Consider the following 23,412-nt stretch of genomic DNA (forward strand, 5'->3'; position numbering starts at 1 on the left):
TACAATACTCATAAAGTATACCATAATACTCAATTTAGTTTTATAATTTATCATTTTCGATCCGATATAATAATTTTTTTGCTTCTTGCGAATCTGACTGTTTCAAATAAGTGTTGAGTATGGATAAGGCTTCATTTTTATGACCTAATTTAACTTTTGATTTGACAAAAATGAGTAAACTCTCTTCTTTACTCTCATCAAGTTTATTGGTCTCCAATGCCCAATATTCTGCTTTTTCATAATTTCCATTTTTATAATAACTTTTCGCTAGGAATAAGGCATCATCTATGTCGTGTGATTCAAAAAAACGCTTTTCTACATCTTTATACCCTGAAACACTTGTTGAATCTATGATCTCTAGATGAATTTTCTTCCTTGTTTCGATCTCTTCATCAGCAGGAGCTTCATTGGTGTCATCAAGTATAGGGATATCAACCAGTATACTATCGTGTACTTTCACGACCTTATCTTCCATCTCTATCAAATTCTCTTTTACTTCCAACTTCCCCAATGCCTCATCAAGGAGTAGAGTCTCTTTAACTTTCATCTTATCAGATGTTGCACTATCTTTAAACGATTCATCTTTTTCAGGAGACTGGATCTCTTTTGAAGTCTCAAAATAGCTTTTCAATGCACCGACATCTATTTTACTATTTGTTTGAAAGAAAAGAATAACAAGAGCTAAAACAACAAGAATTCCAGCACCTATATACCAAGGTTTTAATTTTTTCTTCCTGTATCGTTTCCACTCATCTTCTAATTGTTTAATATCATACATGAATGTATCCTAACTTCAGTGCTGCCATTTCAATAATTCTGTCAGATATCTTCGTATAATTCACTTTTGAGGGTTCATTTTTATCATAATATTCACAAATTTCAAAAATAGTGAATAAAAGCTTATTACACTCCCGGTAATTACCTTTTGTATATTTGTGAATGCGTTTTATATTCTTTGCTTTAATACTATTTGCTATTTCAAAAAGATTCTTCTTTAAAAGTTTTTTATGTATATAAGCAGTTTGATCTTCTTTTGTAGCATTTTTAAGCTCGATCACTTCCCAAATACGAGATTGAAAATGTTCTTTAGCGATCAAGTCTTCATCTTCCGTTTTATGTAAAGAGACGACAAATTTGACAGCACGGCTGTCAGAAAGAAGCCGAATCTTTTCCATCATCTCAGGGCTATACATTTGCGCTTCATCCAGTAGGATAATGATCTCTCTTTTACCTCTGAGGTTTTTACAGAAATCAACCAATGAGGCAAAATTCACTTCAGTGTTGCTCGGTAGATCTTTTTTTGTCAAAACTTTGAATAATTTATGAAAAAACTCTTTTTCATTGATCGCAGGTGTATCAAAATAGTGAATCTCTTTTTGGTGTTTCAGTTTTTCCTGGACACGGGTGAGTAAAATGCTTTTACCCGTACCAGGTCTTCCAAAAAGCAGGATCATCTTCAACGGCTTATTCATGCTATGCTGCAGTTGTTGAAAAGCCGTGACAGAAGAGTCTAGATCAATGTAATCATCAATATCTACAGAATCAACGAATACATTTTTAGCAGCTTCATATCTACTTTTCATTTAACTTTGAATATCCCAAATCTTTCAATGAAACAGACTTGGAATTTTTAACGATATGTGGCGTAATAATAAATACCAACTCTTCTACTGTATTGATTCTCTCTTGACGTTTGAACAAAGCACCTAATCCCGGAATATCCCCCAACAGTGGTATATGATTGTCTTTAAACCCTGTTTGAGTTGATATAAGTCCTCCAAGGATAGCATGTTCTCCATCTTTCACCTTGATGACAGAAGCGATCTGCTGTTTGATCAAATCCGGCGGGATGGTTCTTGCTCCAGCGCCTGTTGTCACAGTATCTATCGTATCTGAAATCGATGGGTTGATCTTTAAGGTGATCATGCCGTTACTGTCGATTTCCGGAGTAATATCCAGTAAAACGCCGGCAAAAACAGAATCAACTACCTCACCTTCAGCTGCAACTGCTCCACCACCGCTACTTGCAGTGCTGGAAGACTTGATTTTATAGAAAAGCTCTTGCCCTACACTGATCAGTGCAGGCTGATTATTGAGTGCCATCACCCGAGGACTCGAGACAGATTTAACATCTCCCTGTGTTGATAAGAATTTCACGACTTCACTTACATCAGTACTACCGGTTAAACTTAATATTTTGGCTGACGATGGCATTGCAGTACTTACAGCATCAGCCACTGTACTTGCTCCTGTAAAATTCGTTATACCTTCTGTAGTATCAAAGGTATAAGTTGCCACATTTGTCTGAGCTGAAAGTAATGTATTGGCGGTAAGGTTTTGTAAACTATAAAGTTGAGACCAGTCAACACCAGTTGTTGTACTGTCATCAAATGATACACTGAGAATACGTATATCGATCAATACTTGTGATTTGATCTGTTTTGTCAGTTCATGTACATATCTGGCTACCCTGTTGATCTGTCTATCGGTACCTGTAACTGTTACCATACCTGCTTCTGGATTCACTATAGGTGATAAAGGATTATACTCCCACACTTTACCATCCGGACCCGTCCATGAATCACCTGATCTTGTGTAATGAGTACTTCCATCAGCAGCACCGATCAAGATACGCTGTATTTCTGCTTCGACCGTCTTCCAAAACTGAAACTCATCTGTACTTTCTATCTCTATACCTGTTTTCGATGTGGATTGGTTCCCGTTAGCACCTCCTCCTCCTGCTACACCATTAGTAGAATCTTCACTACCGGCAATCGTTACATTCGCAGTACTTACACCTTTTCTATGCCCGGAAATATAATGGATACGGAATGTACGTGTGATCAAATATGAGATCGTCAATTTATTTCCATTGAGTGTATAATTCAAGTCGTTATCTTTAAGAACTGTATTTAAAAAACCTTTTAATGTACTGTTTTTTAACTTCACATAATAAAGATTATTATTCATTCGTAACTTTGCAGCGTCATCTTTTACGATCACACTTAATCCACAGGTATCAGCAAGATTGTCAATAACATCCCTGATCGTCAATTTACTGTCTATCGTCACACTAAATAACTTTGTAGAACAATTTCCTGCTGAGAGATTCTGAGTAACCCCTAATAGCATTGCAAGTACTATAAGAAACTTAACTCCTGATGTATGTATTTTTTTCATTCTATTACCTTTCTTCCAACTTTATGAAATTATCTCTTTTATCATGAAGAAATAATTTTTTAATGTGATTTTCATTGCGAAGTACCACACCTCTTTCACCTATATATTTTAATGTATAGCCCATAATACTATCATCAAGATTTTTCCATGAATCATTAATATAAGCTTTGCCATTTACAATAGCATGCAGTACTAATTTTTCTTCGTTTTTAGCAGGCAGTGCAACTGTCGTCACATTATTCTCTTCTTCCAGTCGTACAAATGGGTCTTTTGTACTTTCTAAAGTGTTTAAGCCTACACCTTCACGTTTTTCATGTATTTTTAGGATCATATCCTGGATCTGTTTAACAGATAGATCTGCATGTAAGAGCATTGTCAGTGGTAATAGTAATACAAATATCTTTTTCATTAGTGATTTATCCCCCATACTGAAATATGAATATCTGCTATCGTGTCCGATGAATTAGTATCTGCAGTCAACTCAGATTCAAAGATATCTGTAACCAAAACATTTTGTTCAAGTTCATTCATAAATTTCACAATATTCTTATAAGGTCCTTTACAACCTATACCTATTTCCAAAACATGACCAAAGTTTCCTGTATTTTCATTGATATATTTATTCGTAATATACGTCAGGTCAACATTTTGTATCTCCGCTTTATGTGTCACCGAATTTAAGAATTTAGACCAACTTTTTTGATTGAACAACATATCAGACAGTTTTTCCAAATTAGAGTCTATGAATTTGATCTTATTTGTGATATCGACGATCTTTTTCTTTTTGACAACGATATCATTATCAAATTTTTTCACATAGTATTCACGATCACCGCCAACGGTGATTGAGTTGAGATAGATGTTGTTATCTGTGATACTTTTTTGTATGCTTTTCTTACTTCGTTCACTTTTTTTGTAGAGATCTTCTGTATAAGGCAATAAGTAGGCATACCCTAAATATGCTATAATACCGGCTATACCAAGAATGACTACCCATTTCTCACTCTCTTTTTTAGGAGCAAAATAGATATCTAATGCTTCTAATTTATCTTCTAAATATTTCATCATCTTAATACCACCTTTAACATACCAGCATAGTAGTTACTATTAGGATCTTTTTGGATTCTTTCGATATCTATTTCAATGATTTCATCAAAATGGTTATCAGACATATATTTGATCACTTCTGTAAATTTTCTGTCATCTGAACTGAGCATGGACAACCATAATGCATCCTTCTCACTTTTTATCATCTCTACATGCACGTCAAACTGATCAAGTTCTTTGGCAAGTGTATGATAGATTCCTGACTTCAGACGGTAATTTACTTTTTTATCATAGATAGAAGTAAGCATCTTTGATTTTCCATCATAAGTATCTGATAAGACTTTTATCTTGTCATCCAACACTTTGATCTGGCTTTTCTTCTCACTAAGTATTTTTTTATACTTATTTGATTCAGCTGTGAGTTTATTATTCTCGATCGTCAATGCATAAATTTTTGCATCATTCACATAGGAACCTACCAGGTAGACCAAAGGATATGCCAAACTCAGTGCAATAGCTGCAGCAGTTGAAATAATGAACTGACCGCTTGCTCTGTTAACAAAAGACGGTGCACGTGGATACGTAGATAAATTGACTATAGAAGATTCATCTTCCATATAATCAAATGAAGTTAAAAGCATCAAATATTGTAATTGATCCGTATACCATTCATCACTTGAGACATTATAATTGAAATTAAAATCTGATGAGTGTAGGCCTAAATAGTTTTGACTATAATCATCTAACCCGATAATAGGACCTTTTTCACTTCCTATAAATAATTGATCGATACTATCTAGATCAAATGCTCTTTTTACATAAATAATAATGTCATTAATGGTGATAAAGACTTCAGCAAAAATTTTCATAAAACTTTGTTGATAGTCACTATTTGTTGTTTTAAGGCCTTCTGATTCTAATACAGTGTAAAACTCTTTTTCATCGACTTTTTCACCTATAGACTCACAATATTTATCATAGATCTGTTCTAAAGAGAACTCTATGGATTTCGAATAGAGATATTGACCATTCTCATACACTGTCACAAACGCATCATTTTGCGTAAAGTAAACAAAACAGTGTGCTTTATTATCTTGCAGTATCTCTTTTTTATAAAGTGGTTTATAAAGAAGCGGTGCAGGGACAATGAGGTCTATATACTTCGTTTGCTCTTTTAGAGGTAGATAGAGCTCATCAAGCGACTCCGGTTCAGCCACAAAAACATGATACTCTCTCTCTTCTCCTGAACTTTCAACTTCAACAGAAGAGATAGTATACGTATTAGCCTGATCCAGACCTAACTCTTCATATGCTTTGATATCGAGTATATCTGCAATATCTTCTTCGGGAATATTTCTACTTATATTTACTTTTGTAGTAATAATATCTCTATTATTCACATACGAGGTAATAAAGTTTGAAGTATTGTAAGTGAGTTTATCTAAAGGTTTAAATAAATCATTTTTAAATGCATAACTTTTACCTGTGTATGCATTAAGCGTGACAACATTTTTTACAGCCGATTCTGACGAACTTTTTTTCAAAAACATTTTAAACTTCCTTCCTTGTTGACCAATTATATATGTTATAATATTAAAACAATCTTACAAAATGTAAAACTTTCTAAAAATATAACTTTTTTTAATTACTGATCTTTCATTTAACAGAAAGTGCCCGCTATATAGGCTATTTAGCCAGCTTATGAATATGGTTCTTTCTCAATTTTAAATGATATAACCAAACTCTTCCAAGCCATCTTTGTTTTTACTCCACCCTTTTTTCACCGCAACATGAAGGTCTAAAAATATTTTTTTACCTGAAAAGAGTTCCATCTGTTCGCGTGCAAGTTTTCCAACACGCTTGATCCCTGCACCTTTTTGACCTACGATCATTCCCTTTTGTGTCTCTTTTTCAACCACGATAGTGGCATACACTTTATCCATACTGTCACCCTCGTCGATCTTTTCTATAGTTACATCGCTCTCGTAAGGTATTTCATCACTAAGATTCTCAAAAATAGACTCACGGATAAGTTCTTTATAGATATCACGTATATGTTCTGTGGTAAGGATCTCAGGGTCATAGAGGAAAGGAGAGGTTGGCAGATGCTTGCATATCTCATCAAGCAGTTGTTTTTTACCTACTTTTCTATTGACAGAAAAAGGAATGATCGCTTCAAAAGAATCTTGATATTTCTGATACTCACCCAACTTGGCCAATATATCACCCTGCTTGACATGATCTATCTTGGTAAGCACAACAATGTGCTTGACACCTTTGGCTTGAGTAAGTTTTAAAAACTTTTCATACTCTGTAAGCTTGTCCGTGACAGGTGCAAGAAAAATGATAAGATCACTGTCTCCCATCGCCTTGAGTGCTTCATCCAACATGAATTGATTCAAGAGTCTCTCTTTTTCATGAATCCCCGGGGTGTCCACAAAAATGATCTGTGCATCCTCATGCATGACGATAATATTCATACGTTTACGTGTTGCCTGTGCTTTCTTTGAAACCATGGCAAGCTTTTCGCCAACTATATGGTTGAGCAGCGTGCTTTTCCCTGCATTGGGTCTTCCTACCACTGCCACAAAGCCGGCTTTTGTATCGACTTCCTCTTTCTCATGATCAAACATTTCATTTTCCTTTTAAGTGACTCGTTACTTGCGCCTACTTCTAAAATCATCTATAGTATATATATCAGTAAGGCAGAATACAAACATTATCATTGGTGGTTGTATTCTTATACAGTCCTATCTATAATATATAACGGGTTGCATCTTCATCTTCAACCACTTTGCTTATCTTCTCTTCTACCAATGCTTTATCCACACGGATCGTTTCACCTTTGTGTTCATCCGCAGAGAAACTGATCTCTTCGAGGATCTTCTCCATCACTGTATGTAAACGTCTCGCACCTATATCTTCGGTCTTTTCATTGGCAAGCAGTGAATAGTGTGCAATAGCTCTCAGTGCTTCCTCCTCAAAGACCAATTCCACACCTTCAACCTTCATCAAAGCTTCATACTGTTTAATGAGTGCATTTTTCGGTTCAGTCAAGATACGATATAAAGTCTCTTCATCTAAGCTGTTAAGTTCAACACGTAAGGGAAAACGTCCCTGGAGCTCTGGCATCAGATCACTGGGTTTACTCACATGAAATGCACCTGCAGCTATGAAGAGAATATGGTCCGTATTGACCATACCCAATTTCGTATTTACCGCGGATCCTTCCACAATAGGAAGTAGATCTCTTTGTACACCCTCTTTACTAGGATCTTGCCTGCTCTGTGAGTTCGCGGCTACAGCGATTTTATCTATCTCATCAAGAAATACGATACCGCCCTTCTCTACCTTTTCAAGTGCCAGAGATTTAAGCTCTTCTTCATCAAGAAGTTTTTCACTTGCTTCAGCTTCCAGTATCTTCCTGGCATCTTTTACAGTGACCTCTTTCTCCGGACCTTTCTTACCCATACCTCCTAGGACTTTTACAATGGACTCCTGCACCTGTATCATCTGTGGAGGAAGTCCCTCTTCGGGCATGGTGGGTGTATTCGGTACTTCTACTTTTATCTTGAGATGATCAAGTTCACCTTTGGCATACTTCTCCTGCATACGCATAAAAGAGGCATCATACTCTGCTTTTTTCTGTTCACTGGCACCGGATGGAAGAGGAGGAAGAAGTTTTTCTATAATTTTGTTTTCAATATAGTTTTCTATCTTCTCTCTGTTTTTTTCATTTTCACTCTCACGTACCAAAGTCATAGAGGTTGCGGCCAGATCACGTATCATTGACTCGACATCTCGCCCGACAAATCCTACTTCCGTATATTTACTCGCTTCTACTTTGATGAACGGAAGATTCATCATCTTGGCCAAACGTCTGGCGATCTCTGTTTTACCAACCCCTGTACTGCCTATCATCAAGATATTTTTAGGTGTCACATCCTGCTGCATCTCCAGACTGAGCTGCATACGTCTAAAACGGTTTCTCAGTGCTACGGCGATCGTCTTTTTGGCTTCATGTTGTCCTATGACATATTTATCCAGGTAAGTGACTATCTCTTTAGGTGTTAAATTATCCACTACACTTCCTTACAGTTCTAATATTTTAATATTCTTGTTCGTATAGATACAAAGTTCACCGGCAACCTCCAGAGACTCCTGTACCAAAGTTCTTGGATCAAGATCTGTATGTTTATCCAAAGCACGCGCTGCGGAAATGGCATAGTTACCACCAGATCCTATCGCTGCTATTTTCCCGTCCTCAGGTTCTACGACATCACCGGTACCCGAAAGGATAAAAATATGCTCCTGGTTCAGTACGATCATCATCGCTTCGAGCTGACGCAGATGTTTATCTTTTCTCCACATTTTGGAAAAGCCTATGACAGACTTGAAAAGATCGCCTCTTTTTTCGGCCAATATCCCTTCGAACATATCAAAAAGGTTAAATGCATCAGCCGTACTTCCGGCGAATCCGGCCAATACTTTTCCTTCATGCAGTGTACGTATCTTCGTAGCATTACCTTTAAGTACGGTATCCCCGAAGGTCACTTGACCATCACCGCCTATCACTGCCTTTCCGTTACTTTTATACCCCAGTATCGTAGTTGCGTCAAACATGACTATACACCTACTACTTCTACTTTAATTGTCGCGTGTATCGCATGTCCAAGTTTGGCATCTACTTCATGTGTACCCGTCGACTTAAGTGCTTTTTTAAGATTAATGTTTTTTTTGTCAAGTTCTATATTGAGTTGTGATTCGATAGCGTTTGAGATATCGGCATTCCCTACTGAACCTTTGATACCCACCGGTGCCAATGGTTTTTCGACTCTAATGGTTGCCGCTTCAAGTGTAATTTTTTCAGCTTCAAGTCTGGCCAATTCATCTCTAAGGTTTCTTGCCATCTCTTCTTGTTCGGCCTTCCAGTTTTCTACCACCTCAGGTGTAGCCAGTTTTGCCAAACCCTTTCCTATAAGGAAGTTCTGTCCATAGCCATCTTTTACTTCTTTAATTTCACCTGCTTTACCAAGTGTTTTCACATCTTTGATCAATAATACTTTCATTTACTTATTCCTTCTTATGCCATATGTACTTCTAATTTTAACAAACTTTTACTAGACATCTGTTAAAAGTACTATACATCGCGTACTTTAAAGTATAGCTTTAGCCTGATGATAGTATTATATATGGTATATAAATTATGTCAAAGGGGGGGGGATCTTTCTATGAAGCTTGTTTACATCTTTATTGGTATCACATTTTTTACATTTCAAGGATGTACGACAAAAGAAGCGGCCCCCGAGTTACAGTATCAACAGAGTAAAACAGATTCTATCAAAACAGTCACTTCTGATGAACCAATAAAAGACGATCAATTAGAAGGATTTGCTGAAGAGTTTGAAGAGGAGTTTTCGGAACAGGAGACAACAACTGTCAGTGATCCCTTAAGTGGTTATAATAGAGCGATGACCTCCTTCAATGATACATTTATCCTCTATGCATTGACCCCTGTTTCCGAAGCCTATGCAGCGGTTATACCTCAACCTTTACGATTAGGTCTATCCAATGCTGTCGAGAACATACAGTTTCCTATTCGCTTTGCCAATAACCTCTTGCAAGGAAAGTTCCAAAATTCTTCGGACGAGCTGGGAAGATTTATTATCAACTCCACTGTAGGACTGGGTGGGCTTATAGATGTTGCAACCAACCATATGACAACACCGATACCCGCACATGATGAAGACTTCGGTCAAACTCTGGGATACTATGGTATGGGATCCGGATTCCATATTGTCCTACCATTCATCGGACCATCGAACATAAGAGATATCATAGGCATTACTGCAGATAGCTATCTCTCTCCACTTGTGCATGTAAACGGATTGGAAGAGTATAAAATACCTCAAAACTTTGGCCAATCTGTCGGTATCTATACGGTTCATACCATTAACAAAACATCTCTGCATTTAGGAGAATATGAAAACCTTAGAAAGGATGCTATAGATCTCTATCCTTTCTTTAGAGACACTTATGAACAAAAACGAAATTCTGATATAGAAGAATAAATCAAATAAGGTAAAAAATATGTTAAAAAAAGTCATTCTACTCTTGTTTCTGTCTGTGCTCTCTCTTTATGCACTGGAAGAGCAAAATATTCAAAAAGTCACAGACACGAAGGTAAGAGAAGTCTTGAATATCTTGAAAGACAAAAGCTTGTCCCAGAAACAAAAAGATGAAATGAATGTTCGCATTATAGACAATATTTTTGATTTTGATATCATGGCACAAATAAGTTTGGGTAAGCGATGGAAAACACTTTCTAAAGATGAACAAAGACGGTTTTCGAAGGCGTTTGAGAAAAAAATAAAACATTCCTATCTGGATAAACTAAGACTCTACAACAATGAAAAAGTGATCATTAAAGATTTGGAAAAGATCAAATCTAACCGCATTACCTTGGAAACTCAGGTCATAGGTCTTGATGACACCTATAAAGTCATCTATCTTTTTTACAAGAAGAGACAAACCGATCAATGGTATATCTATGATGTGGAATTGGTGGGTGTAAGTATTATTCAAACCTATAGAAAACAGTTTGCAGAGTTCTTAACAACAAAAACGGTCAAAGAACTTATAGAATCGCTTTAAGTCATTCTGTGGCAAAAATCCTTATATTAAGAAGATAATCAATGCTATATACTTTTTATCAAAAACTGATACTCAAATACCCCTTATCGGTTTTGATCATCCTTGTAAGCAGCATACTCATTTTTGGTATCAATGTTCTCAAATTAGAGATTGATGCTTCGGCAGAAACGCTTCTTTTAAATGATGATAAAGACTTGGCATTTTCCAGAACTGTAGCCAAAAGGTTCCAAACCAATGATGTACTGATTCTTGCCTATAAACCAAAGCAGGATCTACTCTCTCCCAAAAGTCTGCAAACCCTAACACGTATCACTAAAGATCTGGAGAAATTACCCCGTGTCGAATCCGTTGATTCACTCATCAATGTTCCCCTGTTTTTTTCACCTGTACGAGAGATGGATGATCTGATCAATGAAACCAGAACTCTAAAGAGTCCCGACATCAATCTCTCCATGGTCAAACACGAGTTTTTGACCAGTCCTCTTTATAAGGACAGCCTTGTCAATAAAGAGTTTACGATATCTTCGATCATCATCCATTTATATCAGGACCCCGAATATTTCACACTTCTGGAAAAAAGAAATCATCTACTGGACAAAGAGAAGAGCGCTTCACTGACAAAGGCAGAGAAACAGACCCTCCACGATGTCACAGAAGCATTTAAAGCACATAGAGATGCACAACGTGACATTGACAATCAGAATATTAAAGCGATCCGCTCTCTGATCTCAAAATATCACAATGAAGCTACGTTCTTTTTGGGCGGTGTGCAAATGATCTCCAACGATATCGTTGGATTCATTAAAAACGATCTACTGATTTATGGAAGTACACTGATACTTCTCATTATCCTTGTTTTGGGCATTGTTTTCAAAAAGGCAAGATGGGTGATGCTGCCTATACTGATCTGTACGCTCTCTGTTATTGCGATCACAAGCAGTCTGGGATATTTTGAATGGGAGATCACTGTCATCTCTTCGAATTTTATTGCCTTGCAACTGATCATTACCATTTCTATCGTTCTGCATTTGATTGTAAGGTATGAAGAACTTTTAACACTCTATCCTCATGCTTCATCCAAAAGACTTATCTTAGTTACGATGCTTACAAAAGCCACACCTACTTTCTTTGCTATTCTTACGACGATTGCAGGGTTCTCCACACTGCTCTATTCTCATATCTATCCTGTCATAAATCTGGGTTGGATGATGAGTGCAGGAATTTCGATGTCACTCATTATTGCATTTATTGTGTTTCCTGCTGTACTGATGTTACTCAAAAAAACACCTCCTGTAAAGCAGAAGAAGTCCATGGCCTTTATACCTTCTCTTACTGCCAAGATCGTACTGCATGATAAAAAAGCGATCTATATCGTCACCTTTCTCTCTATTGTCTTTAGTGTTACAGGGGCTTCGCAGCTTATTGTAGAGAACAGTTTTATCAACTACTTTAAAAAAGATACGGAGATCTACAAAGGTATGAGCATCATAGACCGGGAGCTGGGTGGAACCACTCCTTTAGACATCATACTCACTTTATCGGACAAAAACAGTACTTTCTCATCCACTGCTGCAACACAAGAGAATACGGATGAAGAGGCAGATTCCTTCGAAGATGAATTTTCGGCTGTAGAGGACCAGGAGCAATACTGGTTTACGAACGAGAAGATCAAGATCATCAAAAAAGTCCATGACTATTTAACACATCTGGCACAGGTAGGTGAGGTACAGTCTTTTGCCACGCTTCTTGATACAGGAAAGATACTCAATAAAAACAAAGATCTGGACAGTATAGATCTCGCTTTGATCTATAAAAAACTGCCCCAGAAATATAGAGATGTGATACTGACACCTTACGTCAATATTGAACATAACCAGCTCAGGTTTTCTACACGTATCATAGACTCCAATGAAGGATTACGCAGAGATGCTTTACTCAAAAAGATCAAAGATGACCTGACACAACTCATAGATCCTGATGTCGCAACTGTTCAGCTCTCAAATCTTATGGTACTTTACAACAATATGCTGCAATCCCTGTTCCATTCACAGATCACGATGGTCGGTCTCGTATTGCTCATCGTTTTTCTCATGTTCCTTGTATTGTTCAGGTCTCTCAAACTTACATTGATCGCTTTGATCGTCAATATCATTCCAATAGCGCTTGTTTTTGGCTTTATGGGCTGGCTGCATATTCCACTGGACATTATGACGATCACCATAGCTGCCATAGCCATGGGAATAGGTATCGATGATACGATACACTATATCCACCGGTTTCAAATTGAATTTGAAAAAGACAATCGTTACTACTTTACCATGCATAGAACAAGCACCAGCATTGGAAATGCTTTATACTTTACCACACTGGTCATCGTGATAGGTTTTTCCATCCTGACGTTGTCAAATTTGATCCCGACCATTTATTTTGGCCTACTTACGATGGTGGTAATGGTCGCTGCACTTACTTCGGACCTGATACTTTTACCCAAACTTTTAATCCACTTCAAGCCCTTTAAGAGAGTAAAATAGTTTACAATTTACTATGATCCCATAAGAATTAATATCTCATTTTATAAAATATGTTACAATCAAAAAAAATAAAATAATGGACCGATCATTTATGTTTCAAGAATTCAAAATAGACAATTTAGACCAGTTTCCCAAAGCGTTAGACACCCTTTTAGACAAGCAACGAGAGATGATCGATGAGATCACGGCAAATGCCGAGACCAGTTATGACAAAGTCCTTAAACCCCTACAAGACCTGGACGAGGAGCTAGGGCTTTTCTTCACACCGCTTTCTCATCTTAATGCTGTGATGAACTCTGAAGAGACACAAAAAGCGTATGAAGCATCTATCCCTCTACTCTCCAAGTTTAGTTCTGAAATGGCACAGAATGAAGCTCTGTTTAAAAAGATAGAGGCGATCAAAGCAGATTCAAAAGAAGCGAACAAAGTGCTGGAACATGAAATCAGAGGCTTTGTACTCTCCGGGGTCAATCTTCCCGCAGATAAGAAAAAACGCATGGAAGAGATCAATCTCAAACTCTCTGAACTCTCTAACCAGTTTTCACAAAATCTGCTTGATGCGACCAACGCCTATGAACTCATTATCGAAGAGGTAAAAGATGTTGAAGGCATGCCTCAGTCCGACATCGATGCAGCACAAGAAGAGATCGATGGAAGGATCGTATACAAATTCACACTTCAAATTCCCAGTTATATGGCCTACATGACTTACGGACCTAACCGTGAGCACAGAAAAGAACTCTCCAAAGCCTATGCGACCAGAGCACCTGAAAACGCAGAGGTCATAGACCAGATCCTCGCACTCAAACATGAAAAGTCACAGCTTCTTGGCTTTAGCTCTTATGCAGAGTATGCATTGGAGACACGCGATGCGAGCCATGAAGATGATGTCATCACATTCTTGAATGAACTGGCCGATGCTGCCTTGCCTCAAGCCAAAAACGAACTGGCTGAACTGAAGGCATTTGCACTTCAAACAGATGGTATAGAAGACTTGGCAGGTTATGATGTAGGCTACTATTCAGAGAAACTGAAAAAAGAAAAGTTTGACTTTGATGATACGATGACCAAACCCTACTTCAAACAAGAAAAAGTTTTAGAGGGATTATTGTACATTGTCTCAGAACTTTTTGGTGTCACCTTTGAACCTGCGGATGTACCTACCTGGCACGCATGTGTCAAACCTTTTGACATTTTCGAAGAGGGCAAACTCTCCGGACGTATCTACTTTGACCTTGAAGCGCGTAAAGAGAAACGCGGTGGTGCATGGATGAATGACTGGGAGACACACTATGTGGACTCTAAAGGAGAATTACATCTTCCATCCGCTTTCATCGTCTGTAACTTCTCACCAACAACCCCAAAGACGCCCTCTTTACTCAGACATGATGATGTAGTGACACTTTTCCATGAAATGGGACATGCCATCCATCACCTTTTTGGAAAATGCAAAGAGCGCTCCGTCTCGGGTATTAACGGTGTGGCATGGGATGTGGTAGAGTTTCCTTCACAATTTTTGGAGAACTTTGCTTATGAAGCTGCTATCTTAAAACGTTTTGGTTTTCATTATGAAACAGGAGAGCCTATTTCAAATGAACTGATGTCAAAGATCAAAGAGACCAAAAACTTCCAGGCAGCCCTTGGCATCTTGCGCCAGGTAGAGTTCTCATTGTTTGATTTTGTGCTGCATCAGGACCTTTACCAGGGTGAGGAAGTACAGAGATTACTCGATGGTATTCGAGAAAAGACCTCTTTGCTCACACCGCCGAGTTATAACAAATTCCAACATGGATTTGCCCATATCTTTGCAGGTGGCTATGCTGCAGGATACTACAGCTATAAATGGGCTGAAGTACTCTCTGCGGATGCTTTTTTCTCCTGTTTGGATAATGAATCAGGATTTAACAAGGAACGTGCCAAAGGGTATAAAGAGTATATACTGGCAAGCGGTGGTGCGATTGAGATGTCTGAACTCTATGAAGAGTGGCTTGGACGGAAAGCAGATGTTCAAAGTCTGATCAAACTGTATGAAATAGCATAATGATCTTCTCTCACTCTTAGGCCAGATCTCCGAAGAGTGAGAGGATAGAAAGGAGTCTTTCGTGAGCGAATACCGTTCTCTTGCACTAACCGTGATCGCTATCTTTACCATCACTTTAGTGGCTGCCTACTTCAGTCCCTCATTCGCAGAACAAAAAACCTACCTGGAACTTTTCATCCTTTTTGGAAGCCTGCTTTTCATTTTTGCCGTGGTAGTGATCTTTGCAACGCTGGGATTTCACTCTTTTGCACTCTTTTTGAGTCTCTTTCTTGCTGCAGTGATCGCAATGTACGGGGTATTGGGGGCCTTGCTTATCACGGCTGTCACCTATTTTCTGTGGGGTTCCATTTTCGCGATGGAACTACTGTTGTTCTATAATGGCAGTGAAAGTGCCAAAGAGTGGTTCCTGTCCCGGTATGATTTCAAAACATTCAAGATGGAATATGTTGCTTTTTATCCGCTGATGGGAATGCTCTATATTTTGTTGGAGTTTATACCCTATCTCTTTTCTAAAGAGAAGTTGTTGAAGTTCACCCCTTCAAAAGTTTTGAAGGAGATGGAGATGTTACTGGAGTAGTTTGATCTACTCTTCAGTATTCTTGATGAGAGAAGCGATACGTTCAGGCTGTTTTTTACCTTCAATGATGAATCTCAATGCATTCAGACGGATAAAGCCTTCTGCATCCGCCTGGTTATAGACTTCATCCTCTTCAAATGTAGAGTGTGCTTCTGAATAGAGTGATTCATCTGAACTTCTACCCACTACGATCACATTCCCTTTGTAAAGTTTGAGTTTTACTTCACCGTTGACTGTCTCTTGTGTTGTATCGATCGCTGCTTGCAACATCTTACGCTCCGGTGACCACCAGTATCCGTTATAGATCAGTTTTGCATACTTAGGCATAAGCTCATCTTTAAGGTGTGCTTCTTCTCTATCCAGTGTGATAGATTCGATCGCTCTGTGTGCTTTGAGCATGATCGTACCACCCGGCGTCTCATAGCATCCGCGTGCTTTCATCCCTACATAACGGTTCTCTACGATATCGATACGTCCGATACCATGATTGTTGCCATAGTCATTCAGTGTTTTAAGAAGTGTTGCAGGGCTCATTGTTTCACCGTTGATCGCTATCGGGTCACCTTTTTTATACGTAATGGTGATATACTCCGCCTCATCCGGAGCCTCTTCAGGAGAATTTGTCCATAGCCACATATCCTCTTCAGGTTCAGCTGCAGGATTTTCAAGGTGAAGCCCTTCATATGAGATATGAAGCAGGTTTGCGTCCATAGAGTATGGGCTTGCTTTAGGGTTACCGTGCTCATCCATATGTTTTTTAGAGATCTCTATACCGTGTTCCTTTGCATAAGCAAGAAGCTTCTCACGTGAATTGAGGTCCCACTCTCTCCACGGTGCGATCACTGCGATATCCGGATTAAGACCCAGATAACCAAGCTCGAAACGTACCTGGTCATTTCCTTTACCCGTTGCCCCGTGACTTACCGCATCAGCGCCGGTCTGTTGTGCGATCTCGATCTGCTTTTTAGCAATAAGCGGTCTTGCAATAGATGTTCCTAGCAGGTACTCACCCTCATAGATGGCATTGGCTCTGAACATAGGAAAGACAAAATCTTTTACAAACTCTTCTCTAAGATCCAGAATAAAAATATTCTCAGGCTTGATACCCATATCCAATGCTTTCTGACGTGCAGGTTCTACCTCTTCACCCTGACCAAGATCAGCCGTGAAAGTCACTACTTCACACTCATACTCGTCTTGGAGCCATTTTAAGATAATACTCGTATCCAGTCCACCAGAATACGCCAATACTGCTTTTTTAATTTTTCTTTTTGCCATGCTATAAGCCTTTAATTAATATTGTTGCAATTTTAGCGTAAATTTAGTTACGGATGGTTTTATTATTCTATGAATTTGAAGACAATCTATTCACTGACATAGGCTCCTCTTGCTCCACTCACAGAATTTTTAGACTTGTCTTTTTTACTTTTTTCAACCATTTTTAGGTTCATTTCATACTCTTTGGCAACCATATAACTGCCAAATGTGTCAAATTCATCCTCTCCTTTTGCATTGAGTTGTTTTTCAAGAAGTCTAAGATGTTGCTTCATTTTATCGCTTAAAGTGATGATCTCCTGGTAATGTACGGCAGATATTTTGATCGCTCCGTCACTTAACGGTTTTTTTCTACCAAATAAACTACTTTTATGCTTTGAGACACAGACTTCATAAATCTGCATAAAATGGTTATGTATGCCTTTCCATAATGCTTCGATTTCATATAAAGTATCCACACAGGTGCTATCCCTGAACAGCATGGCCTCCTGCTCCAGCCACTTTCCGAAATCAATGTCAGACATATTCAACTCAATGTCTTGTTTGTTTGTATCCAAAAGTCCCGCAGATAATAATTTTATCATGCCTACCCATCTGGTATGTTCTACTCTTGCTTGATGAAGATGATGTAGATATGTCTCTTTATTTGTCATTTAGTATTCCTTGTCAATAGTATCACTATATGACATGACACAGGTCACATCCCAATGCTATATAGTGATTTTAATAATTTCCTTCAGAAATATTTTATCCCAAAGGAATACTTATATTTTTTATAACTTGATTAATTTTTAACCAAATAAATATAGATACTGTTTTCTTAGAAATCAAATCCGTATTTCTTCAAAATGATCTCCAACACCGCTTTCTTATAGGCTCCCGTATGACGAAATATTTCTTTCCCGGATGCATCAAAAAATATCTGCGTAGGCATCTCTTTGAGTTTATAGATATCACGACTGACCAAACGTTCTTTTTGACCGTCAATGGAATAGATCTGAAACTCCGGATGCACCTCTAAGACTTCAGCAAATACTTTGGACATCGCTAAACAGCTGTAACAGTGTGACATGCCAAACGCTAAAATAGTAGGTTTACCGTTGCCGATATTATGTTTGATGTATCTATATTCGTTCACTGGTAATGGCTTCTTTTCTGACATTTTTGCTCCAAGCGTGTAATTAGGGTGATTATACAAATCCTATCTTAAAAACTTTTGCTATAATCAAACTCATATTATTCAAGGAAATCAACCATGTTATTGGGCGTAAACATAGACCATATTGCCGTACTGAGGGAAGCAAGAAAAGTAACAGACCCTGATCCGATCGATGCACTGAGCATCTGTAAACGTGCAGGAGCAGACCAGATCACGATCCATCTTCGTGAAGACCGGCGTCATATGCAGGATATGGATGCCAAAAATATTATAGAGCTTTCTTCTTTACCCGTGAACCTCGAATGTGCCATCTCTTCTGAAATGATAGATATCGCTTGTGAGCTAAAACCGCATCGTGTCACGCTTGTACCTGAAAAGCGTGAAGAGGTCACTACGGAAGGCGGTCTCGCAGTAACTGGCGAACAACCGAAACTCAAAGAGGCTATCCAAAGACTGCACAAAGAAGAGATAGAAGTATCCCTTTTTATAGACCCTACCCTGGATGCCGTCAATGCATCACTTGAACTGGATGTAGAGTGGATAGAGTTTCATACGGGAAAATATGCCAACATCTATGCGATGCTCTACACGAACCTCTCCAAAACACACCACACTATCCCTGAACTTGAACTTCCGCGAAAGGTACTCAAAAAGATGCTCAAAGATGAACTCTGCAACCTGCGTCTGCTCTCCTGTGATGCAATGGAGCTTGGATTACGTGTGGCAGCGGGACATGGCCTTAATATGCAAAATGTCAAAGAGATCGCCGAAATAGAGACAATAGAAGAGCTGAACATCGGCCAAAGTATTATCGCGCGTTCTGTGTATACCGGGCTTGAGCAAGCTATCATAGATATGAAATCTATGCTAATAAGATAACATGTCAAGAAAAAAAGTAGCCATATCCGTCGGTGATCTAAACGGTATAGGTATACAGCTTGCCCTTGAGAACCATGACATCATTTCTCAAGAGATAGAGGCTGTTTACTGCATAGACAGAAACATGCTGGAACAAGCAGCCCATAAATTAAACCTCACCATACCTTCTAATTTTCAAACGGTGGAAGATCTTGAAGGATACTTTGAGATAGAACCAGGAGTAGTCCGTAAAGAGAGCGGTGCCTATGCTTATGCTTCATTTGTCAGGGCAGTTGCACTTGCACGCAACAAAAAGGTCGATGCCATCACTACACTGCCCATACATAAAAAAGCATGGGAATTGGCGGGCGTAGCCTATAAAGGCCATACCGATGCCCTGAGAGATTTTTTCGATGCCGAAGCCATTATGATGTTAGGTTCACCTCAGATGTATGTCGCTCTTTTCACCGAACATATACCGCTTAGAGAGGTAGCCGGAAGCATCAATGAAAAAGCGTTAACAAGATTTCTCATAGACTTTTACCAGACAGCCAAACCTAGTACACAGGTAGGTGTGCTAGGTCTGAACCCACATGCCGGAGATGATGGGGTGCTGGGGGATGAAGAACGTATCATACAAAAAGCGATAGAGAATGCCCACAGAGAAATAGGCACTAAAATATTCAGTGCTCCGCTTGTACCGGATGTCGCCTTTACCCCCAGAGTACGTGCGAACTATACACACTACATTGCCATGTACCATGACCAGGGCCTGGCCCCTCTCAAAGCCTTGTACTTTGATGAAGGGATCAATGTATCATTGAACCTGCCGATACTAAGAACTTCCGTAGACCACGGCACGGCATTTGACATCGCCTATAAAGGTGTTAAAATAAGTAGTCTAAGTTACTTGAACGCAGTAAAATATATTGTGGATCACACCATACGTTAACAAAAAAGCGTTGGTGTTTCATCCTCAACCACTTCACAGTTCTCATTCATCTGTGCACAAAGTCTTTCTTGACAGGATTTACATAAGTAGCGGTAATTTTGCATATCGTAATGGATCGTATCACCTTCTTTAATATCATCATAACACTCCGCACATACATTGGTTACCCGTAAAAGTATCTCTTTTGTTGCTTCTTGTGTTACAAAACATGGACTACTCATTATCACTCCCTAATTCTTTGATCATTTTTTTTGCTTCTTCCAATGTATCATCTAATGCGTAGGCTTTCGTATACCCTACCAGTGCTTCTTTTTTTCGTCCCTGGTCATATAAAGTATTCGCATAGTTGAAGTGATGCGGTGCGTATTCAGGATCCAACTCAATGGCACGTTCATGGTGCTTTTCCGCACCCTCATCCTCTCCAAGTTTATGTAAGACGTTGGCAAGTGACACATGGGCCATGTCATCAGACTCATCGAGCAATAAAAGTTTTTCAAAACTCTCTTTCGCTTCTTCATATTCACCTGTCTGCATACAGACATAACCCATTTTTTGAAGTACTTCAGGATTCTTCTCGTCAATGATAAATGCCGATCCCAATGCTTTTTTTGCTTCTTCGAAATCTTCTTTTTCCACTGCATCATCTGTCATTTGTAACAGTTGTTCCATCCGTGTAGGCTCTACTTCTGGTGTAGAAAATGTTTTATCGGGACGGTTAATACCCCCTATTTGATCATCTCCTACTTTCGCTTCGAAATCCACACCTCTTTTAGGGTGATTTCCTGAAAAAAGTTGTTTAAAAAAAAGATAAAATACTCCTCCTGCAATAATAAGAAGTAATAGTTGAAATGTTGTCATAGCTTCTCCAATATAGTTATCGAATGATAAGATAAACTAACTTAAATCCAAAGAAAAACTGCTATCATGATAAAAAAGAACCAAAGGATCATTATGTCTTATAAAATCACATTAGATAAAGAGAAATTACAAAAAAAGTTAACACCGCTGGAATATAATGTATGCTTGAACCACGGCACGGAAGCACCGTTTCAAAATGAGTTCTGGGACTCAAAAAAAGAGGGGATTTACAGCTGCAAATGCTGTGGTACACCACTCTTCTCTTCAGAAGCAAAATTTGATTCAGGCACAGGCTGGCCAAGCTACTTTCAACCCATCAATGAAGACGATATAGAAGAGATCGAAGATAGCAGCCACGGTATGGTCCGTGTAGAAGTACGTTGTGGTGCATGCGGTTGCCATTTGGGACATGTATTCCCTGATGGTCCGGCCCCTACCTATAAGAGATACTGTATCAATTCAGCATCTTTGGATTTTAAAGAAAAGGAATAAGCTATGATGACTGTAGCTGTGCGGCGATACGCCCGGCAGCTTCATCCATCTCTTCCTTTGTATCAAAAACAAAAGAGTATTTTTCCTCTTCTCCAAGATTGACAAAAATACCAAACCCCACGACTTCGACCTTGCCTTTGGACTCAATATCTAACCATTCAAGACTGACCTGCGTGGTTTCATCTTCATATCCTGTCTTGACTACCGCGGCTGGATAGAGCTGTGTGATCTTTGCAGTGTCAAATTGTTTATCTTCTATTGTGATTATCATAGAGGGATTATAGTATAATCACTTTAAATCTAGAATGGAGCCCAAAAGATGAGTTTAAAAGAACAGATAAAAAATGATATTAAAGAAGCCATGCGTGCAAAAGAGACCATCAAAAGAGATACACTTAGAAATATTCAAGCATCTATCAAGCAGATAGAAGTAGACGAACGCAGAGACGTAACAGACAGTGATGTGGAAGCTGTATTGATGAAATATTTAAAACAAAGAGAAGATGCCAAAGCACAATTTGCAGAGGCTGGGAGAAATGACCTTGTCGAAAAAGAAGATGCAGAGATAGCCATAGTCAAATCCTACCTTCCGGAGCCGATGGACGATGCGGAGTTGGAATCTGTACTGAAAGAGGTCATTGCATCTGTGGGCGCCGAAAGTATGAAAGATATGGGTAAAGTCATGGGTGGTGCCAAAGCTGCCATAGGAAGCCGAGCAGACGGCGGACGCATTAACCAAATGGTCAAAAAACTACTTAGTTAATAAAACGCTTTTATATATAAAATAATGTCGACCTGAACGCCCTTGTAAGCGAGGCGATTCGAGAAGGTCGACGCTTTTTTACTTCGTTTTTTCTCTTGTGAAGCGAAGCGGTGACAAAGTCATCACTCTCTTTGAGAAAAAAATCAAAAGAGAAACAACGCCCCAATCTAAAGTATATAGGCAATTAGGGAAAAATTAATATAATAAATCAATTCCCATACTTCAAGGCTTTAATAGCCGCAGTAATATCATCCTGTCTCATAAAATGCTCACCGACCAAAAATGCATCTGCTCCTATTTTGGAAAGTTCTACCACTGTCTCATGGTCATTGATCCCGGACTCAGCCACAATGATCTTACCATTGGGGATGAGCGGTATCAGCTTTTCACTCAAGCGCATGTCCATCTCAAATGTTTCAAGGTTACGATGGTTAATACCGATGATATCTGCTCCAGCGAAGATCGCCTTCACAAGGTCCGTTTTGTTATGCACTTCCACCAATACATCCAGACCTAAATGACGCGCATAGTCATGCAACTCTTTGAGCTCTTTACGGCTGAGTGCCATTGCGATAAGCAAGATATAATCCGCACCAAATGCCAACGCTTCAAGGACCTGGTATTTATCCACAATGAAATCTTTTCTGAGCAACGGGAGATTGACATAACGGCGTACCATTCCGAGATACTCTTTGTCCCCTTTGAAAAAGTGTGGTTCGGTCAGTATAGAGAGTGAATCTGCTCCACCCTTTTCATAGGCTTGTGCTATCTCAACCGGATCAAAGTCTTCACGAATGATCCCTTTACTGGGGCTCGCTTTTTTGACTTCCGCAATGATACGGTAAGGGTTTTCCTCCGTAGCGCGTAAAGCACTTTTCACATCTTTAGGGATAAATGGGTTAAAAGCAAGAGAACGTCCTAACCACTCTTCTGGGTACTCTACTTTTCTTTTTTCTAGATCTGATTTTGTTTTTTTAATGATTTCATCTAATATCTGAGCCATATATCACTTTCCATATTTCTAT

At 38.8% G+C, this 23,412-nt stretch carries 26 protein-coding genes; 9 read left to right on the forward strand and 17 right to left on the reverse strand.

Going from position 1 to position 23,412, the window contains the following annotated elements; translation table 11 throughout:
• Positions 1-40: 40 nt before the first annotated feature.
• From LDM98_RS05120 to rplI, 10 genes are all read right to left on the reverse strand, one after another.
• Entirely contained in the window at positions 41-778 is a 738-nt protein-coding gene (locus tag LDM98_RS05120) for a CDC27 family protein (protein ID WP_223898266.1), read from the reverse strand.
• Positions 771-1,583 carry an ATP-binding protein gene (locus tag LDM98_RS05125; RefSeq protein ID WP_223898267.1) on the reverse strand — a complete coding sequence of 271 codons (813 nt, stop codon included), beginning with the start codon at positions 1,581-1,583 and terminating at the stop codon, positions 771-773. The genes LDM98_RS05120 and LDM98_RS05125 overlap by 8 nt, the downstream gene beginning before the upstream one ends.
• Positions 1,573-3,180, reverse strand: coding sequence for a pilus (MSHA type) biogenesis protein MshL (gene mshL, locus LDM98_RS05130; protein WP_223898268.1), 1,608 nt, complete (start codon positions 3,178-3,180; stop codon positions 1,573-1,575). The genes LDM98_RS05125 and mshL overlap by 11 nt, the downstream gene beginning before the upstream one ends.
• A gap of 4 nt (positions 3,181-3,184) precedes the next feature.
• Positions 3,185-3,589 carry a hypothetical protein gene (locus LDM98_RS05135; RefSeq protein ID WP_223898269.1) on the reverse strand — a complete coding sequence of 135 codons (405 nt, stop codon included), beginning with the start codon at positions 3,587-3,589 and terminating at the stop codon, positions 3,185-3,187.
• A complete protein-coding gene (locus LDM98_RS05140) occupies positions 3,589-4,248 on the reverse strand; it encodes a hypothetical protein (protein ID WP_223898270.1) in 660 nt (219 codons plus the stop codon). The genes LDM98_RS05135 and LDM98_RS05140 overlap by 1 nt, the downstream gene beginning before the upstream one ends.
• The gene (locus tag LDM98_RS05145; protein ID WP_223898271.1) at positions 4,245-5,777 is read right to left on the reverse strand and encodes a hypothetical protein; all 1,533 of its coding nucleotides are present in this window, start codon (positions 5,775-5,777) and stop codon (positions 4,245-4,247) included. Before LDM98_RS05145 ends, LDM98_RS05140 begins: the two co-directional genes overlap by 4 nt.
• Positions 5,778-5,951: 174 nt before the next feature.
• Entirely contained in the window at positions 5,952-6,860 is a 909-nt protein-coding gene (gene era / locus LDM98_RS05150; protein WP_223898272.1) for a GTPase Era, read from the reverse strand.
• A gap of 121 nt (positions 6,861-6,981) precedes the next feature.
• Complete coding sequence (hslU, locus tag LDM98_RS05155) at positions 6,982-8,310, reverse strand: HslU--HslV peptidase ATPase subunit (RefSeq protein ID WP_223898273.1); 1,329 nt, start codon at positions 8,308-8,310, stop codon at positions 6,982-6,984.
• A gap of 9 nt (positions 8,311-8,319) precedes the next feature.
• Positions 8,320-8,850 carry an ATP-dependent protease subunit HslV gene (hslV, locus tag LDM98_RS05160; protein ID WP_008243785.1) on the reverse strand — a complete coding sequence of 177 codons (531 nt, stop codon included), beginning with the start codon at positions 8,848-8,850 and terminating at the stop codon, positions 8,320-8,322.
• A gap of 2 nt (positions 8,851-8,852) precedes the next feature.
• Positions 8,853-9,296 (reverse strand): 50S ribosomal protein L9, encoded by a 444-nt coding sequence (rplI, locus tag LDM98_RS05165; RefSeq protein WP_223898274.1) that lies wholly within the window; start codon positions 9,294-9,296, stop codon positions 8,853-8,855.
• A 162-nt stretch (positions 9,297-9,458) separates the two neighbouring features.
• Here rplI and LDM98_RS05170 point away from each other — a divergent pair, with 162 nt between their 5' ends.
• The 5 genes from LDM98_RS05170 (at position 9,459) to LDM98_RS05190 (ending at position 16,030) form a co-directional block, all read left to right on the forward strand.
• Entirely contained in the window at positions 9,459-10,298 is an 840-nt protein-coding gene (locus LDM98_RS05170; RefSeq protein ID WP_223898275.1) for a VacJ family lipoprotein, read from the forward strand.
• Between the two features lie 19 nt (positions 10,299-10,317).
• Positions 10,318-10,881 (forward strand): ABC transporter substrate-binding protein, encoded by a 564-nt coding sequence (locus LDM98_RS05175; protein WP_223898276.1) that lies wholly within the window; start codon positions 10,318-10,320, stop codon positions 10,879-10,881.
• A 41-nt stretch (positions 10,882-10,922) separates the two neighbouring features.
• Complete coding sequence (locus tag LDM98_RS05180) at positions 10,923-13,412, forward strand: RND family transporter (protein ID WP_223898277.1); 2,490 nt, start codon at positions 10,923-10,925, stop codon at positions 13,410-13,412.
• Between the two features lie 91 nt (positions 13,413-13,503).
• On the forward strand, positions 13,504-15,453 hold the full coding sequence (locus LDM98_RS05185; protein ID WP_223899066.1) for a M3 family metallopeptidase: 1,950 nt from the start codon (positions 13,504-13,506) through the stop codon (positions 15,451-15,453).
• Between the two features lie 61 nt (positions 15,454-15,514).
• Positions 15,515-16,030: a hypothetical protein gene (locus tag LDM98_RS05190; protein ID WP_223898278.1), complete on the forward strand. Its 516-nt coding sequence runs from the start codon at positions 15,515-15,517 to the stop codon at positions 16,028-16,030.
• A gap of 6 nt (positions 16,031-16,036) precedes the next feature.
• On the opposite strand, the gene LDM98_RS05195 is transcribed toward LDM98_RS05190, so the two are convergent.
• The 3 genes from LDM98_RS05195 to LDM98_RS05205 form a co-directional block, all read right to left on the reverse strand.
• Positions 16,037-17,308: an argininosuccinate synthase gene (locus LDM98_RS05195; protein WP_223898279.1), complete on the reverse strand. Its 1,272-nt coding sequence runs from the start codon at positions 17,306-17,308 to the stop codon at positions 16,037-16,039.
• A gap of 86 nt (positions 17,309-17,394) precedes the next feature.
• Complete coding sequence (locus LDM98_RS05200; protein WP_223898280.1) at positions 17,395-17,958, reverse strand: hypothetical protein; 564 nt, start codon at positions 17,956-17,958, stop codon at positions 17,395-17,397.
• Between the two features lie 167 nt (positions 17,959-18,125).
• Positions 18,126-18,467, reverse strand: coding sequence for a thioredoxin family protein (locus tag LDM98_RS05205; RefSeq protein WP_223898281.1), 342 nt, complete (start codon positions 18,465-18,467; stop codon positions 18,126-18,128).
• Between the two features lie 93 nt (positions 18,468-18,560).
• Here LDM98_RS05205 and LDM98_RS05210 point away from each other — a divergent pair, with 93 nt between their 5' ends.
• Both LDM98_RS05210 and pdxA read left to right on the forward strand, forming a co-directional pair.
• On the forward strand, positions 18,561-19,343 hold the full coding sequence (locus tag LDM98_RS05210) for a pyridoxine 5'-phosphate synthase (RefSeq protein WP_223898282.1): 783 nt from the start codon (positions 18,561-18,563) through the stop codon (positions 19,341-19,343).
• 1 nt (position 19,344) lies between these two features.
• Positions 19,345-20,274 carry a 4-hydroxythreonine-4-phosphate dehydrogenase gene (gene pdxA, locus LDM98_RS05215; RefSeq protein ID WP_223898283.1) on the forward strand — a complete coding sequence of 310 codons (930 nt, stop codon included), beginning with the start codon at positions 19,345-19,347 and terminating at the stop codon, positions 20,272-20,274.
• Here pdxA and LDM98_RS05220 read toward each other — a convergent pair.
• A complete protein-coding gene (locus LDM98_RS05220) occupies positions 20,271-20,495 on the reverse strand; it encodes a hypothetical protein (RefSeq protein WP_223898284.1) in 225 nt (74 codons plus the stop codon). The two genes, pdxA and LDM98_RS05220, sit on opposite strands and share 4 nt — an antisense overlap.
• Entirely contained in the window at positions 20,488-21,132 is a 645-nt protein-coding gene (locus tag LDM98_RS05225) for a tetratricopeptide repeat protein (RefSeq protein WP_223898285.1), read from the reverse strand. The genes LDM98_RS05220 and LDM98_RS05225 overlap by 8 nt, the downstream gene beginning before the upstream one ends.
• A 93-nt stretch (positions 21,133-21,225) precedes the next feature.
• Here LDM98_RS05225 and msrB point away from each other — a divergent pair, with 93 nt between their 5' ends.
• On the forward strand, positions 21,226-21,624 hold the full coding sequence (gene msrB / locus LDM98_RS05230; RefSeq protein WP_223898286.1) for a peptide-methionine (R)-S-oxide reductase MsrB: 399 nt from the start codon (positions 21,226-21,228) through the stop codon (positions 21,622-21,624).
• A 1-nt stretch (position 21,625) separates the two neighbouring features.
• On the opposite strand, the gene LDM98_RS05235 is transcribed toward msrB, so the two are convergent.
• Positions 21,626-21,895 (reverse strand): phosphomannomutase, encoded by a 270-nt coding sequence (locus LDM98_RS05235; RefSeq protein ID WP_223898287.1) that lies wholly within the window; start codon positions 21,893-21,895, stop codon positions 21,626-21,628.
• Between the two features lie 48 nt (positions 21,896-21,943).
• On the opposite strand from LDM98_RS05235, the gene LDM98_RS05240 reads away from it, so the two are divergent.
• Positions 21,944-22,387, forward strand: coding sequence for a GatB/YqeY domain-containing protein (locus LDM98_RS05240; RefSeq protein ID WP_223898288.1), 444 nt, complete (start codon positions 21,944-21,946; stop codon positions 22,385-22,387).
• A gap of 208 nt (positions 22,388-22,595) precedes the next feature.
• On the opposite strand, the gene trpC is transcribed toward LDM98_RS05240, so the two are convergent.
• Positions 22,596-23,390 (reverse strand): indole-3-glycerol phosphate synthase TrpC, encoded by a 795-nt coding sequence (trpC, locus tag LDM98_RS05245; RefSeq protein ID WP_223898289.1) that lies wholly within the window; start codon positions 23,388-23,390, stop codon positions 22,596-22,598.
• Positions 23,391-23,412: the final 22 nt, after the last annotated feature.

Source organism: Sulfurovum sp. TSL1, from assembly GCF_019972135.1.
Taxonomy (GTDB): domain Bacteria; phylum Campylobacterota; class Campylobacteria; order Campylobacterales; family Sulfurovaceae; genus Sulfurovum.

Coding starts and splice junctions, on each gene's coding strand:
- LDM98_RS05200 (WP_223898280.1), bottom strand. CDS start 17,958: ATGACAAATAAAGAGACATATCTACATCATCTTCATCAAGCAAGAGTA.
- LDM98_RS05210 (WP_223898282.1), top strand. CDS start 18,561: ATGTTATTGGGCGTAAACATAGACCATATTGCCGTACTGAGGGAAGCA.
- LDM98_RS05120 (WP_223898266.1), bottom strand. CDS start 778: ATGTATGATATTAAACAATTAGAAGATGAGTGGAAACGATACAGGAAG.
- LDM98_RS05125 (WP_223898267.1), bottom strand. CDS start 1,583: ATGAAAAGTAGATATGAAGCTGCTAAAAATGTATTCGTTGATTCTGTA.
- LDM98_RS05220 (WP_223898284.1), bottom strand. CDS start 20,495: ATGAGTAGTCCATGTTTTGTAACACAAGAAGCAACAAAAGAGATACTT.
- LDM98_RS05195 (WP_223898279.1), bottom strand. CDS start 17,308: ATGGCAAAAAGAAAAATTAAAAAAGCAGTATTGGCGTATTCTGGTGGA.
- LDM98_RS05140 (WP_223898270.1), bottom strand. CDS start 4,248: ATGATGAAATATTTAGAAGATAAATTAGAAGCATTAGATATCTATTTT.
- hslV (WP_008243785.1), bottom strand. CDS start 8,850: ATGTTTGACGCAACTACGATACTGGGGTATAAAAGTAACGGAAAGGCA.
- LDM98_RS05170 (WP_223898275.1), top strand. CDS start 9,459: ATGAAGCTTGTTTACATCTTTATTGGTATCACATTTTTTACATTTCAA.
- LDM98_RS05240 (WP_223898288.1), top strand. CDS start 21,944: ATGAGTTTAAAAGAACAGATAAAAAATGATATTAAAGAAGCCATGCGT.
- mshL (WP_223898268.1), bottom strand. CDS start 3,180: ATGAAAAAAATACATACATCAGGAGTTAAGTTTCTTATAGTACTTGCA.
- pdxA (WP_223898283.1), top strand. CDS start 19,345: ATGTCAAGAAAAAAAGTAGCCATATCCGTCGGTGATCTAAACGGTATA.
- LDM98_RS05205 (WP_223898281.1), bottom strand. CDS start 18,467: ATGTCAGAAAAGAAGCCATTACCAGTGAACGAATATAGATACATCAAA.
- LDM98_RS05225 (WP_223898285.1), bottom strand. CDS start 21,132: ATGACAACATTTCAACTATTACTTCTTATTATTGCAGGAGGAGTATTT.
- LDM98_RS05180 (WP_223898277.1), top strand. CDS start 10,923: ATGCTATATACTTTTTATCAAAAACTGATACTCAAATACCCCTTATCG.
- rplI (WP_223898274.1), bottom strand. CDS start 9,296: ATGAAAGTATTATTGATCAAAGATGTGAAAACACTTGGTAAAGCAGGT.
- LDM98_RS05185 (WP_223899066.1), top strand. CDS start 13,504: ATGTTTCAAGAATTCAAAATAGACAATTTAGACCAGTTTCCCAAAGCG.
- msrB (WP_223898286.1), top strand. CDS start 21,226: ATGTCTTATAAAATCACATTAGATAAAGAGAAATTACAAAAAAAGTTA.
- LDM98_RS05135 (WP_223898269.1), bottom strand. CDS start 3,589: ATGAAAAAGATATTTGTATTACTATTACCACTGACAATGCTCTTACAT.
- LDM98_RS05175 (WP_223898276.1), top strand. CDS start 10,318: ATGTTAAAAAAAGTCATTCTACTCTTGTTTCTGTCTGTGCTCTCTCTT.
- LDM98_RS05145 (WP_223898271.1), bottom strand. CDS start 5,777: ATGTTTTTGAAAAAAAGTTCGTCAGAATCGGCTGTAAAAAATGTTGTC.
- LDM98_RS05235 (WP_223898287.1), bottom strand. CDS start 21,895: ATGATAATCACAATAGAAGATAAACAATTTGACACTGCAAAGATCACA.
- era (WP_223898272.1), bottom strand. CDS start 6,860: ATGTTTGATCATGAGAAAGAGGAAGTCGATACAAAAGCCGGCTTTGTG.
- trpC (WP_223898289.1), bottom strand. CDS start 23,390: ATGGCTCAGATATTAGATGAAATCATTAAAAAAACAAAATCAGATCTA.